The sequence below is a fragment of the Pengzhenrongella phosphoraccumulans genome (assembly GCF_045689905.1).
Classification (GTDB): domain Bacteria; phylum Actinomycetota; class Actinomycetes; order Actinomycetales; family Cellulomonadaceae; genus Pengzhenrongella; species Pengzhenrongella phosphoraccumulans.
The window spans coordinates 1,036,485-1,049,696 of sequence record NZ_CP144210.1 but is presented as its reverse complement, the minus strand read 5'-3'; the positions used below and the strand labels follow the sequence as shown (position 1 = coordinate 1,049,696).

The following is a 13,212-nucleotide window of genomic DNA, read 5'->3' as shown; positions in this document are numbered from 1 at the left end:
GGCGCTGCACGAGATGCTGTCCAGCAACTGGTTGGTCACCCTGCTGGCGATCGTGCTGGCGCTCGTGCTCAGCGCGGTGCTCATCGCGGCGGCGGACAAGGTGGTCCAGGACAGCGCGACCTACCTGTTCGCGCGGCCCGCCGACTTCTTCGGTGCGGTATGGAGCTCGGTGTCGAACGCCTACCTCGCGCTCTTCCACGGCGCGATCATCGATCCCGGTGCGGGCAGCGCGGTACGCGTCTTCCGGCCGATCACCGAGACCATGACCGTCTCGGTCCCGCTGATCTTCGCGGGCCTCGGCCTCGGCATCGGCTTCCGCGCCGGCCTGTTCAACATCGGCGCCCAGGGCCAGATCATCCTCGGGGCGATCTTCGCGGGCTACGTCGGCTTCACCTTCGACCTCCCCCCGGTGCTGCACCTCCTGCTCGCCGTGATCGCGGGCGCGATCGGCGGTGGGCTCTGGGCCGGGATCGCAGGCGCGCTCAAGGCGCGCACGGGTGCCAACGAGGTGATCGTCACGATCATGCTCAACAACATCGCCGTGTACCTCATCGCGTTCCTCCTGACCACGTCCGCGTTCCAGCGCGGTGCGAGCAACAACCCGATCTCCCCGCCGATCAAGGACAACGCGCTCTTCCCGCTCCTGCTCGGGTCGGGTTTCCGGCTGCACGGGGGCTTCCTGCTCGCGATCGCGGCCGCGGTCGGCGTGTGGTGGCTCATGAACCGCTCGACGATCGGGTTCGAGTTCCGGGCGGTGGGCTCGAACGCGAGCGCGGCCCGGGTGGCCGGGATCTCGGTCAACGCGAACTTCGTGTGGGTCATGGTGGTCGCGGGCGCGCTCGCCGGCCTCGGCGGCGCCGCGCAGGTGCTCGGCACCGAGCACGCCGGATTGACGGCGGGGGTCGCCGCAAGCTTCGGCTTCGACGCGATCACGGTCGCGCTGCTCGGGCGGTCCAAGCCGCTGGGCACGGTGCTCGCCGGGCTCCTGTTCGGCGCGCTGCGTGCCGGCGGGTTCGCCATGCAGGCCCGCACCGGCACACCGATCGACATCGTGCTCGTGGTGCAGTCGCTCATCGTGCTGTTCATCGCCGCCCCGCCGCTCGTGCGCGCCGTGTTCCGGCTCCCCGAGCGCCGCCAGGCCGAACCCGAGATCAGGATCACCATGTTGGAGGCAGCCAAGTGAGCAGCGTCGTCGCCCCGCCGAAGCCCGCGTCCGGGTCGGGCGCTACCCAGAGTGGCCCCGTCCTCCCGCCGATCAGCTGGAAGGCCCCGATCGGGTATGCCGTCGTCGCCCTGCTGGCGATGTTCGCGTTCGCCATCGGCGCCCCCACCGGGCGTGAGACGACCTTCACCCTGTCCACCTCGAAAGACTTCTTCCAGATCGCACCGATCACGGTGCCCTCCAAGACGACCGCCTTCGTCCTGTGCCTGATCGCGCTCGGGCTCGCGGGGGTGTCGTTCTGGGCGACCCGCTCGCGGCGCAAGGTCGGCGTCTGGTTGCCGGCCGTCTACGGCGTCGTGCTGATCTTCGCGTTCTTGACCTGGGCGGTCGCCGGCAAGACCCAGCCGCTGCCGCTCACGGGGCTGCTCCAGGGGTCGCTCTTCCTGGCCATCCCGCTCGTGTTCGGGGCGCTCGCAGGGCTGCTGTGCGAGCGCTCGGGCATCATCAACATCGCGATCGAGGGCCAGCTGCTCGCGGGGGCGTTCCTCGCCGCCGTCGTCGCGTCGATCACCCATAGCGCCTACGCGGGCCTGATCGCGGCGCCGATCGCCGGTGCGCTGGTCGGGCTGCTGCTCGTGCTCTTCTCCATCAGGTACGTGGTCGACCAGATCATCGTCGGCGTCGTGCTCAACGTGCTGGTCGTCGGCGTGACGAGCTACCTGTTCTCGACCGTCCTGTCCGTCGATCCGGCGACGTTCAACTCGCCCCCGAAGCTGCCGGTCATCTCGATCCCGGTGCTGTCCCAGATCCCGGTGATCGGCCCGGTGCTGTTCCGGCAGACCGTGCTCGTCTACATCATGTACGTCGTGGTCGCGGTGCTCCAGGTCATGATCTTCAAGAGCCGCTGGGGCCTGCGCCTGCGGGCCGTCGGCGAGCACCCCAAGGCGGCCGACACCGTGGGCATCAAGGTCACCCTGACGCGCATGAAGTCCACCGTGCTCGGTGGGGCCGTCGCCGGCCTGGGTGGGGCGTTCTTCACGGTTGCTGCCGGGCTCGCGTTCGGCAAGGAGATGACCGGCGGCAAGGGGTTCATCGCGCTGGCCGCGATGATCCTCGGACGCTGGAGCCCTCGCGGTGCACTGGCGGCGGCGCTGCTGTTCGGCTTCTCGGACAACCTGCGGGTCGTGCTCGGCATCATCGGCACTCCCATCCCGAGCCAGATCATGCTGATGACGCCGTACCTCGTGACGATCTTCGCCGTGGCCGGACTGGTCGGGCGCGTCCGTGCGCCGGCGTCCGAGGGCATCCCGTACATCAAGTGAGGATCGAGTGAGCAGCATCGTGGGCAAAGACATCGACTGGGACGCACTGCGCGCGGCCGCGACGGAGGTGATGCGGCGGGCCTACGTCCCGTACTCGAAGTTCCCGGTGGGGGCGGCGGCGCTGGTCGACGACGGCCGCGTCGTCGTCGGGTGCAACGTCGAGAACGCGTCGTACGGCCTGACGCTGTGCGCCGAGTGCGCGCTCGTGTCCGGGCTGCACGTCTCCGGCGGCGGTCGGCTCGTCGCGTTCGCGTGCGTCGATGCGCACGGCAACGCGCTGATGCCGTGCGGCCGGTGCCGCCAGCTGCTGTGGGAGCACGGCGGCGCCGCGCTCCTGGTGGACACTGTGAGCGGCATCCGGCCGATGACGCAGGTGCTGCCGGACGCCTTCGGACCCGAGGACTTGGTGGAACGAGCATGAGTACCGCAGAACTTTTCGATGCTGTCGACGTCATCCGGACCAAGCGTGACAAGGATCGGCTCAGCGACGCCCAGATCGACTGGGTCATCGACGCCTACACCCGCGGGGTCGTCGCCGAGGAGCAGATGGCGGCCCTCAACATGGCCATCCTGCTCAACGGTATGGATCGCGCCGAGATCGCTCGCTGGACTGCGGCGATGATCGCGTCGGGCGAGCGGATGGACTTCTCCGGGCTGTCGCGACCGACGTCGGACAAGCACTCGACCGGCGGCGTGGGCGACAAGATCACGCTGCCGCTCGCACCCCTGGTCGCCGTCTTCGGCGTGGCCGTGCCCCAGCTCTCGGGCCGCGGGCTCGGGCACACCGGCGGCACGCTCGACAAGCTCGAGTCGATCCCCGGGTGGCGCGCCGCGCTGACCAACGCCGAGATGCTCGCGCAACTCGAGAGCATCGGCGCGGTGATCTGCCAGGCCGGCTCGGGCCTCGCCCCGGCGGACCGCAAGCTCTACGCGCTGCGCGACGTGACGGGCACGGTCGAGGCCATCCCGCTGATCGCGTCGTCGATCATGAGCAAGAAGATCGCCGAGGGGACCGGCTCCCTCGTGCTCGACGTCAAGGTGGGCTCGGGTGCGTTCATGAAGAACCTCGCCCAGGCGACCGAGCTCGCACGCACGATGGTCGACCTCGGCACCGACGCCGGCGTGCGCACCGTTGCGCTGCTGACCGACATGTCGACGCCGCTCGGCCTCACGGCCGGGAACGCGCTCGAGGTCCGCGAGTCCGTGGAGGTCCTCGCGGGTGGCGGGCCGGCGGACGTCGTCGAGCTCACCGTCGCGCTCGCCCGCGAGATGCTCGCGGGCGCCGGGGTCACGGGCGTGGACCCGGCCGAAGCGCTCGTCGACGGCAGGGCGATGGACGTGTGGAAGCGGATGATCCGCGCGCAGGGCGGCGACCCGGACGCGGCGCTGCCGTGGGCGCTCGAGACCGAGACGGTCCTGGCCCCAGCCGACGGCGTCGTCGTCGCTCTCGACGCGCTGGCCGTCGGGGTGGCGGCCTGGCGCCTGGGTGCCGGCCGCGCCCGTCGGCAGGACACCGTGCAGGCGGGTGCAGGCGTCGAGCTGCACGCGAAGCCGGGCGCCCTGGTGCGTGCGGGCGAGCCGCTCATGACGCTGCACACCGACACCCCCGAGCGCTTCTCGCGGGCGCGCGAGGCGCTCCTGGGCGCCGTGACGATCGCGCCCGAGGGGTCCGCCCCGCCGCGCACGCCGCTGATCCTCGACCGCATCGCGGCGGGCTGAGCGGTCACCATGCCGGATGCCACCGGCCGTCAGCCGCATCTGCAGGCGACCACGGTCGCCCGTCGGCTGGGCCGCGTGCTGCGGTTCGGGGCGCCGTCGGGCTGGTACGGGACGCCGGCGGTGTGGGACGGGTGGTGGCCGCCGCCGTCGGTCACGGCCACCGTCGCGGCCCGCCTGGACACCCTGCTCCCGGAGCAGCGGTCGCGCTACGACCAGCTGCTCACGATGGGCTCGGACGCGGGGGTGCCGATGGCGGTCCTCGAGCGCGCCTTCGCCGCGGGTGCCCGGCTCGACGCGCTCGCCTTCCTCGCGGCGGCCTGGCCCGAGCTGACCGATCGTGACCGCGCGCAGGTCGCCACGCCGCTCGTACCGGTCGGCCGGGCGCGCGAGGTGAACCTCGGCGACGAGCGCGCTCGCCAGACCGACGCGACGACGTGCGGCTCGGCGGTCCTCACGATGCTGGCCGCCGCCGGTGACCCGTTGCTCGCGCTGTGGCTCGTCACCGGGCGGGCCGCGGTCGGCGGGGTGCCGCGCGAGGTCCGCGCGCTGTCCGACGCCGACCGCGCCGCACCCGACGTGGCGGGCCGGTTCGGTGCCGTCCAGCGCGCCGTCAAGATTCTGTCGAACCGGTCTGCGGTCGGACCGTTCCCCTGGCCGGCGGGCCTCGGCACACCGCCCCGGGGTGCGGCGCGGGCCGCGCGGTTCCCGGGTGCCGCGTTCCGGTCGGTCCTGATCGACGACACCCAGACCACGACCTTGCGCGCCCTGCTGAGCCGGGCCGAGCGCTCGCTGGCGGCGGGGGTGGGCGTGCCGCTGTTCACTGGTGGCGACCTGGGCGGGGGACTGGCGGCGGCGTTCCCGCGGCATGTCGTCCTGCTCACGCCCGGCCCGGACCAGGCGAGCCTCGACGCGGGCCGGTACACCGTGTACGAGCCGTCGAGCGGGTCGGTGCACGAGATCTCCCGAGCCGAGCTGCTCGCCCCGGACGGCCCCGCGCCGCCCTCGGTGGCTGGTCGCACGCCTGCTGGGCCGTGCTGCCCGGGACCTGAGGGCCGGGCAGGGACCTGAGGCCGTCGACCTGCCCGCCTCGCGGGGCGGGGAGAGGCGCACTGGCGGTCGCCGTCGGGCAGGGCGACGATAGAACCACGAGCACCTGCCCACAGGAGGAGCCATGAGCACCATTCCCGGAGCTGAGGCGTGGCGCGACGCCGGCTTGGCCGAGATCGATCCGGACGGTGTGGTCGAGCTCGTGTCCGAGCCTCATCTGCTCGAGGAGCCGGACGTTCCCGTGCCGCCGCTCGACGAGGAGTACCGACCTGCCGCGCCCCGCCCCGACCTGCGCGGCGAGGCCGATCCGGCCGACGTGACCGAGCAGGCGATCGAGCTCGGGACCGACGAGCGCGAGGATTATCCCTGACGGTATGTGCCCTGACGCTACGGTTGCGGCATGACCCTCGACGTCTCCACCATCGCTGCGCTGCCCAAGGTCGTGCTGCACGATCACCTCGATGGCGGCCTGCGGCCGGCGACCATCATCGAGCTGGCTGCCGCCGCGGACCACGAGCTGCCCTCGACGGACCCGGCCGACCTCGGCAAGTGGTTCGTCCATGCGGCCAGCTCGGGCTCGCTCGAGCTCTACCTCGAGACCTTCACGCACACGATCGCGGTCATGCAGACGCCCGACAACCTGCGTCGCGTCGCGCGGGAGGCCGTGGCGGACCTCGTGGCCGACGGCGTCGTCTACGCGGAGGAGCGCTTCGCCCCCGAGCAGCACCTGCGTGCCGGGCTGTCCCTCCAGCAGGTGGTCGACGCCGTCCAGGAGGGGTTCGCCGAGGGGGTCGCCACGGCCGCGGCGACCGGTCGCACCATCCGCATCGGCACGATCGTCACAGCGATGCGGCACGCCGACCGGGCCGACGAGATCGCCACGTTGGCGCTGGCGAACCGCGACCAGGGCGTGCTGGGCTTCGACATCGCCGGCCCCGAGGAGGGGTTCCCGGCGGCGCGGCAGGAGGCCGTGTTCCGTCGGCTGGACGAGGCGAACTTCCCGGTGACCGTCCACGCCGGCGAGGCGGCCGGGCTCGAGTCGATCGCCCAGGCCGTGCACGCCGGTCGCGCGAGCCGGATCGGGCACGGCGTGCGGATCACCGACGACATCGACATCGTGCGGCCCGACGGCGTCGTGCGGCCGGACGGCGAGGAGCCGGACGTCGAGGACGAGGCCCGGCTCGGCGGCCTCGCGCACTGGATCCGGGACCACCAGATCCCGCTCGAGCTGTGCCCGACGTCGAACCTCCAGACGGGCGCCGCGGCCTCGATCGCGCAGCACCCGATCACGCTGCTGCGGGACCTCGGCTTCGCGGTCACGATCAACCCGGACAACCGGCTGCAGTCCGGCACGACGGTCACGCGCGAGATGACGCTGCTCGTGACCGAGGCCGGCTGGACCCTCGAGGACCTGCGGGACGCCACGCTGACCGCCGCGTGGAACGCGTTCATCCACCACGACGAGCGCGAGGCCCTGGTCGACGACCAGATCCTGCCGGCCTTCGCCACCTCGTCGGAGGGCCGCCACCGCGCCTGACGTAACGTCCGAGCGGTGACGTCCTCGAGGCCGTCACCGCTCGGACGGTGCGGGGGGTCAGGCGAGACCTAGGGCGACCTTGAGGTCGGCCTTGACGGCGTCCAGGCGCTCGCGGGCGACAGTCCGCGCGTGGGTGAGCGCGGCGTGGTCGGCCTCGGGAGCGACCGGGACGATCACCTCGAGGTAGCACTTGACCTTGGGCTCGGTACCGCTCGGACGCACGACCACGCGGGTGCGGTCCTGCGCCAGCAGCCGCAGCCCGTCGGTGGGGGGCAGGTCGGCGGATCCCTCGGCGAGGTCGACCACCTCGATGACCGGCGAGCCCGCCAGCGTCGCGGGCGGGTTGGCGCGCACGCGCGCCATGGTGGCCGGGATCTGGTCGAGATCGGCGAACCGCGCGGCGAGCTGGTCGGTCAGGTACAGGCCGTGCTCCCGGGCCAGGTCGTCGAGCGCGTCGATCAGCGTGCGGCCGGCAGACTTCAGGCCTGCCGCAAGCTCGGCCATGAGGAGCCCGGCGCTCAGGCCGTCCTTGTCCCGCACCCGTGTCGGGTCGACGCAGTAGCCGATGGCCTCCTCGTAGCCGAACAGCAGCCCGTCCACCCGTGCGATCCACTTGAACCCGGTGAGCGTGGCCGCGTGCCCCATGCCGTGCGACGCCGCGATCCGGGCGAGCAGGCGGGAGGACACGATCGAGTTGGCGAGCACGAGGTCGCCGGTCGCGACGGTCCCGTCCGCTCGGTGGGCGACGTCGGCGCGGTCGGCCACGTACGCGCCGAGCAGCGCACCCACCTCGTCGCCGTGCAGCATCCGCCAGCCGTCGGCGGCCGCGGTGTCGGGGCCGCGGAAGATGCGCGCGCGCGGGTCGAGCACGGCGATGGCGCACCGGTCGGCGTCGGGGTCGTTCGCGATGACGAGGTCCGCACCCGTGTCCTGCGCGAGGCCGAGCGCGAGGTCGATCGCGCCGGGCTCCTCGGGGTTCGGGAACGCCACGGTCGGGAAGTCGGGGTCCGGGTCCTCCTGCTCCGGCACGGCGTGCACGTCGGTGAAGCCGGCCGCCCGCAGCACGCGCTCGGCGACCGCGCCGCCGACGCCGTGCATCGACGTGTGCACGATCCGCAGGGTGCGCGGAGCGGTCGGGTCGGCGAGCGAGACGACGCCGGCGACGTAGTCGTCGAGCACCTCGGGCCCGAGCACGGTCCACCCGGACTCCGCCCGCGGCACTGCCGCCACGGAGGTGACCTCGCTGATCCGGGCCGCGATGTCGGCGTCGGAGGGCGGCACGATCTGGACGCCGCGCCCGGACTCGGCCGCCATGCGGCCGCCCAGGTAGACCTTGTAGCCGTTGTCCCGCGGCGGGTTGTGGCTCGCGGTGACCATGACGCCGGCATCGGCGCCGAGGTGACGCACCGCGAACGCGAGCACGGGGGTGGGCAGGGCGCTCGGGAGCAGGAGCGCCTCGATGCCGGCTCCGACCATGACGGCGGCGGTGTCGCGCGCGAAGACGGCGGAGTTGTGCCGGGCGTCGTACCCGATGACGACGCGCGGCACGGCCTCCCGGAGCGTGCCGGTGAGGTGCGCGGCCAGGCCCGCGGCGGCGCGGATCACGACCGCCCGGTTCATGCGGTGCGGTCCGCCGCCCAGCACGCCGCGCAGCCCGGCGGTGCCGAACAGCAGCGGGCCGCTGAAGCGGTCGGCGAGGTCCTCGCGCGCGTCCGTGATCCGCGCGCGGATCGTCTGGGCGGCGAGGGTCATTCCTTCGGGGTCGGGCTGCAGCGCCTCGGTGAGGACGCGCTCGAGCTCGGCCGCGGTGACCGGGTCGGGATCGTCGGCGATCCAGGCGCGGACGTCGGCGGCGAGGGCGAACGGGCTGGCTGCGTCGGTCGTGGTCATGTCAGATCCTCCGGGCGATCTCGGCGAGCAGGGCGCTGATCCGCGGTCCCGCGGCCCGGCCGGCCTCGAGGACCTCACCGTGCGAGAGCGGCGTCGGGCTGATCCCGGCGGCCGCGTTGGTGACGAGCGAGATGCCCAGCACCTCCAGGCCTGCGTGCCGGGCGGCGATCGCCTCGAGCGTGGTGGACATGCCGACGAGGTCACCGCCCAGCACCCCGGCCATGCGGACCTCGGCCGGGGTCTCGTAGTGCGGGCCGCGGAACTGGACGTAGACGCCTTCGTCGAGCGTGCCGTCCACCTCGCGGGCGATCGCCCGCAGCCGCGCCGAGTACAGGTCCGTGAGGTCGACGAACGTCGCCCCCTCGAGCGGCGACGTCGCCGTGAGGTTGAGGTGGTCGGCGATGAGGACCGGTGTGCCCGGCAGCCAGGCCGGGTTCAGCCCGCCGCAGCCGTTGGTGAGCACGATCCGGGTGGCACCGGTCGCGGCGGCCGTGCGCACGCCGTGCACCACGCGCCGCACGCCCTTGCCCTCGTACAGGTGGGTGCGCGAGCCGATCACCAGGGCGAACGTGTCGGTGCCCGCGATCCGGATCGAGCGCGTAGTCGCGCTGTGCCCGGCCACGGCCGGTGCGCTGAAGCCCGGGATGTCCTCGCTCGGGACCTCCGCGACCGTCTCGCCGAGCAGGTCGGCGGCGCCGCCCCAGCCCGAGCCGAGCACGAGCGCGAGGTCGTGCCGGGCGATCCCGGTCACTCGGGCGAGATACGCCGCGGCGGCCCGGGCTACGTCGAACGGGTCGACCCCCGGATCGTCGAGGCTGGGGGAGGCGGTGTCCGTCGTCGGGCTCATGACCTGAGGTTATCGGCCCGGGAGGGTCGAGGCCGCGATCTACCGGTTCGCGCCGTCGGCGGCGGCGCGGGCGGGCATGATGGGCCGTGTGAGCACCTCGGCGCAGGACCTGCAGCGCACGCGCGTCGTCATCCTCGGAGGTGGTCCGGGGGGCTACGAGGCCGCCCTGATCGCCCGCCGTCGGGGCGCGGAGGTCACGCTCGTCGAACGCGACGGGCTGGGCGGCTCGGCCGTGCTGACCGACGTCGTGCCATCCAAGACCCTGATCGCGACGGCGGAGTCGATGACGGTCATCGCCCGCGCGTCCGAGCTCGGGATCCGGCCCGCCGGCGCGGCCGCGGGCGCTCAGGACACCGCCGCCGCCGTGGCCGTGGACCTCGGGGTGGTGAACAACCGCGTGCTCGGCCTCGCGGCGGCGCAGTCCACGGACATCACGGCGCGGCTCGAGCGCGAGGGCGTCCGCGTGGTGCGCGGTGCCGGTCGGCTCGAGGGCCCGCAGCGGGTCGTGGTCGACGGCGTCGGTGCCTTCGAAGCCGACGTCGTCCTGGTCGCGACCGGCGCCGCGCCGCGCGTGCTCCCCGACGCGCAGCCGGACGGCGAGCGGATCCTCACCTGGACCCAGCTCTACCGGCTCACGGAGCTGCCCGAGCGGCTGATCGTCGTCGGCTCCGGGGTCACCGGGGCCGAGTTCGCGGGGGCCTACAACGCGCTGGGCGCCGAGGTCGTGCTCATCTCGAGCCGCGACCGCGTCCTGCCCGGCGAGGACCCGGATGCCGCCGAGGTCATCGAAGAGGTGTTCCAGGCCCGCGGGATGACCGTAATGCAGCGCTCGCGAGCGGAGTCCGCCGTCCGCACGGCCGACGGCGTCGAGGTGACGTTGTCCGACGGACGCACGGTGCGGGGATCCCACGTGCTCCTGGCGGTCGGATCGGTGCCGAACACCGCCGGGATCGGGCTCGAGGAGGCGGGGGTGCGGCTCGGGCCGGGCGGCCACATCCAGGTCGACCGGGTCTCGCGGACCTCGGCGCGCGGGGTGTACGCGGCCGGGGACTGCACGGGCGTGCTGCCGCTGGCCTCCGTGGCGGCGATGCAGGGGCGGATCGCGATGGCGCACGCCCTGGGCGATGCCGTCAGCCCGCTCGAGATCCTGGAGGTGGCCGCCACGATCTTCACCTCGCCCGAGATCGCGACGGTCGGCCACAACGAGGACCAGCTCAAGGCGATCGGCACGGCGTACCGGGTGAGCATGCTGCCGCTGCGCGGGAACCCGCGGGCCAAGATGATGGGCCTGAAGTACGGCTTCGTGAAGCTGTACATCCACTCGGTGACGGGCGTCATCCTCGGGGGCGTGGTGGTGGCGCACCGGGCGAGCGAGCTCATCTTCCCGATCACGCTCGCGTACGCGCACCGGCTCACGGCCGACGACATCGCCGAGTCGTTCACGGTCTACCCGTCCTTGTCTGGCACGGTCGCGGAGGCGGCCCGCATGCTCCACCGCCACACGCCTTGACGGGCCCTGACCGCGCGCCGGCCACGCCCTTGACCGCGCGCTTGACCGCGCGCTGACCGCACGCCGACCGGGGCGCTACCGCGTCGCGGTGGCCGTGAGGGTCGCGACGACCGGCAGGTGGTCGGACCAGGGGACCTCGAGGACGGCCACGTCGGAGAACCGCACGCCGTGCCCGAACACCCAGTCGATCCGCTCGACGGGGTCCGCGCTCGGCGAGGTGAGGGCCGCCGGTTCGCCCGCGGCATCGATGGCGCTGCGGTACCCCGCACCGGTGACGAGGTCGACCTCGGGCGAGCCGGGGGTGGCATTGAGGTCGCCCGCGACGACGGCGGATCCCTGCGCGGGCTCCGCGGCCAGGAGCACGCCCAGCTGGTCGAGCCGGGTGGGGGTGTTCGACGCGCGGTGCTGGAGGTGGACCGAGGTCACGCGCACCGGGGCGCCGTCGGCCAGGTGCACGGTCGCGGAGATCGCGGACCGCCGTTGCGGGCCGGCCCCGTACGGCAGCGGGTGGCGGTCGACGTCCGACAGGGTGAACCGGGACAGGATCGCGTTGCCGAACTGGCGGTCGGCCGCGGGGGCGAACACGACCTGCATGCCCAGCCGGTCGGCGAGCCACGTCGCCATCTCGGCCCCGCCGCCCATGACCCACCCGCGCGAGACCTCCTGCAGGGTGACGATGTCCGCGCCCGAGCCCTCGATGACCTGCGCGATCTCCTCGAGCTCGACCCCCGGCTCGCCCGAGACGCCGTAGTGCAGATTCCAGTCCAGCAGGCGCAACGACGACGTCGGCGCGCGCGCCTCGGTCGTCGGAGCGGGAGGGGCGAGCAGGGCGGGCACGGCCAGCGGGAGGACGACGAGCGCGGCGACGAGCGTGATGGCACTCAGCCGGGCGGGCGAGAGCGCGTCGGCGGTCGCGCGGGGCCGCCCGATCCAGCCCGCCAGGGCGAGCACGACGGCGGTCGCGACGATCACCAGCGCGTTCGGGAACCCGAGCGGGACGTCGTAGTCGACCTGGTAGCCCAGCAGCGGGAGGATCACGCCGAGGCCGGTCGCGCTCGCGGCCACCGCGAGCCGGCGGGTCGACAGCGGGGCCGGGGCCGGGGCCGGACGGCACCGCAGCGCGGTGGCCAGCACGACGGGCGCCGTCGCGATCGCCACGATCAGCGCGAGCGAGCTGGCCACGCCGGTGAACCAGAGTGTGCCGGCGACAGCCGGCGGCAGGGCGACCGCGCAGGTCCACGACCAGCGCAGCACGACGTCGGGCATGCGGGGCAGGAAGCGGACCGCCAGCGAGCCGAACAGCACGGGGATCCACCACAGCGCCCCTGCGATCGGCAGCTCGCGCGTGGTCTGGGAGGCGAGGAAGGACAGGTTCGCCAGCATCATCGCCGCGAGCGCGAGGTAGGGACCGAGCGCCCAGAGTCGACCGGGGCGCACCGGTTCGGGGGGTGCGGCGGAGCGCGCGACCGTGACGGCGAGCGCCACCGCCGCGAGCGTCAGCACGCTGACGACGGCCCAGCCGCTCAGGTCGCCGCGCCACACGGGGTCCCAGGTGTGCAGCAGGGTCTGGAGCGCGAGGCTCAGCCCGGTGCCGATCGCTACCCCGGCCGCGGTGAGCGCGCCGCCGTCGGCCTGGCTGGCCAGTGCGGCGACCGCGAGCACGAGCACCGCGATCGCCAGGGCGACGATGACGAGCCCGCCGACGAAGCGCGCATCGCCGCCAGCGCCCTGCAGGGCGAGCCGCGCGACCGCGAGCGCGATGACTCCCGCCGGCAGCGCGCGGCGCACCGCGGCGTCCGGGCGGCGGGCCGCGCCGGTGAGCACCAGCAGGACGCCGAGCAGGGCGCCCGGCAGGGCGTAGGTGAGCAGTGCGGTCCCGGCGGCCGCGAGCACTCCGGCCGTGAACGCGCGATCGAGCAGGGGGCCGCTGGCCCGCACGAGATCGAGGGTGAGCGCCGTCAGGACGGCCAGGAGCGCGACCTGCGTGAGGTGCGCCCGGTACTGCGCGAACGGTGGCGAGGGTCGCAGGGCGGGCGCCAGCCAGCGCGGCACAGGCTCATCGGGCGCCGCGGGCGGGACCGGCGGTGCAGGCGGAAAGGGTGGCGACATCGACACGACCCCAACCTACTGACCCGACGCGCGAAAGCCCCGCCCGCGCCGGGCGCCGCCGCGACGGGC

General features: G+C 73.6%; 11 protein-coding genes. 8 read left to right on the top strand and 3 right to left on the bottom strand.

All coding sequences use genetic code 11. From position 1 onward, the window contains the following. Positions 1-13 precede the first annotated feature (13 nt). The 7 genes from VTA80_RS04970 to VTA80_RS04940 all read left to right on the top strand — a co-directional run bounded on the left by VTA80_RS04970 (position 14) and on the right by VTA80_RS04940 (position 6,787). The gene (locus tag VTA80_RS04970; RefSeq protein WP_407345691.1) at positions 14-1,183 is read left to right on the top strand and encodes an ABC transporter permease; all 1,170 of its coding nucleotides are present in this window, start codon (positions 14-16) and stop codon (positions 1,181-1,183) included. Beyond that, on the top strand, positions 1,180-2,484 hold the full coding sequence (locus VTA80_RS04965) for an ABC transporter permease (protein ID WP_407344297.1): 1,305 nt from the start codon (positions 1,180-1,182) through the stop codon (positions 2,482-2,484). Before VTA80_RS04970 ends, VTA80_RS04965 begins: the two co-directional genes overlap by 4 nt. Before the next feature lie 7 nt (positions 2,485-2,491). Then, a complete protein-coding gene (locus VTA80_RS04960; protein WP_407344296.1) occupies positions 2,492-2,905 on the top strand; it encodes a cytidine deaminase in 414 nt (137 codons plus the stop codon). Beyond that, positions 2,902-4,203 carry a thymidine phosphorylase gene (locus tag VTA80_RS04955; RefSeq protein WP_407344295.1) on the top strand — a complete coding sequence of 434 codons (1,302 nt, stop codon included), beginning with the start codon at positions 2,902-2,904 and terminating at the stop codon, positions 4,201-4,203. The genes VTA80_RS04960 and VTA80_RS04955 overlap by 4 nt, the downstream gene beginning before the upstream one ends. A 9-nt stretch (positions 4,204-4,212) precedes the next feature. Continuing rightward, entirely contained in the window at positions 4,213-5,271 is a 1,059-nt protein-coding gene (locus tag VTA80_RS04950; RefSeq protein ID WP_407344294.1) for a hypothetical protein, read from the top strand. 103 nt (positions 5,272-5,374) lie between these two features. Continuing rightward, the gene (locus VTA80_RS04945) at positions 5,375-5,620 is read left to right on the top strand and encodes a hypothetical protein (RefSeq protein ID WP_407344293.1); all 246 of its coding nucleotides are present in this window, start codon (positions 5,375-5,377) and stop codon (positions 5,618-5,620) included. 30 nt (positions 5,621-5,650) lie between these two features. After that, positions 5,651-6,787, top strand: a complete 1,137-nt coding sequence (locus VTA80_RS04940; RefSeq protein WP_407344292.1) for an adenosine deaminase — start codon at positions 5,651-5,653, stop codon at positions 6,785-6,787. Between the two features lie 57 nt (positions 6,788-6,844). Here the strand turns inward: VTA80_RS04940 and VTA80_RS04935 are convergent, their stop codons facing one another. Next, the gene (locus VTA80_RS04935; protein WP_407344291.1) at positions 6,845-8,677 is read right to left on the bottom strand and encodes a phospho-sugar mutase; all 1,833 of its coding nucleotides are present in this window, start codon (positions 8,675-8,677) and stop codon (positions 6,845-6,847) included. Between the two features lies 1 nt (position 8,678). Next, the gene (locus VTA80_RS04930) at positions 8,679-9,524 is read right to left on the bottom strand and encodes a purine-nucleoside phosphorylase (RefSeq protein WP_407344290.1); all 846 of its coding nucleotides are present in this window, start codon (positions 9,522-9,524) and stop codon (positions 8,679-8,681) included. Between the two features lie 88 nt (positions 9,525-9,612). On the opposite strand from VTA80_RS04930, the gene VTA80_RS04925 reads away from it, so the two are divergent. Continuing rightward, positions 9,613-11,034 (top strand): NAD(P)H-quinone dehydrogenase, encoded by a 1,422-nt coding sequence (locus VTA80_RS04925; RefSeq protein WP_407344289.1) that lies wholly within the window; start codon positions 9,613-9,615, stop codon positions 11,032-11,034. Between the two features lie 75 nt (positions 11,035-11,109). Here VTA80_RS04925 and VTA80_RS04920 read toward each other — a convergent pair whose 3' ends face one another. After that, a complete protein-coding gene (locus VTA80_RS04920; protein WP_407344288.1) occupies positions 11,110-13,143 on the bottom strand; it encodes an endonuclease/exonuclease/phosphatase family protein in 2,034 nt (677 codons plus the stop codon). Positions 13,144-13,212: the final 69 nt, after the last annotated feature.

Excerpts from the sequence above, each read along its gene's own strand:
- VTA80_RS04970 (WP_407345691.1), top strand. The coding sequence starts at position 14 with ATGCTGTCCAGCAACTGGTTGGTCACCCTGCTGGCGATCGTGCTGGCG.
- VTA80_RS04955 (WP_407344295.1), top strand. The coding sequence starts at position 2,902 with ATGAGTACCGCAGAACTTTTCGATGCTGTCGACGTCATCCGGACCAAG.
- VTA80_RS04950 (WP_407344294.1), top strand. The coding sequence starts at position 4,213 with ATGCCGGATGCCACCGGCCGTCAGCCGCATCTGCAGGCGACCACGGTC.
- VTA80_RS04945 (WP_407344293.1), top strand. The coding sequence starts at position 5,375 with ATGAGCACCATTCCCGGAGCTGAGGCGTGGCGCGACGCCGGCTTGGCC.
- VTA80_RS04940 (WP_407344292.1), top strand. The coding sequence starts at position 5,651 with ATGACCCTCGACGTCTCCACCATCGCTGCGCTGCCCAAGGTCGTGCTG.
- VTA80_RS04935 (WP_407344291.1), bottom strand. The coding sequence starts at position 8,677 with ATGACCACGACCGACGCAGCCAGCCCGTTCGCCCTCGCCGCCGACGTC.
- VTA80_RS04930 (WP_407344290.1), bottom strand. The coding sequence starts at position 9,524 with ATGAGCCCGACGACGGACACCGCCTCCCCCAGCCTCGACGATCCGGGG.
- VTA80_RS04920 (WP_407344288.1), bottom strand. The coding sequence starts at position 13,143 with ATGTCGCCACCCTTTCCGCCTGCACCGCCGGTCCCGCCCGCGGCGCCC.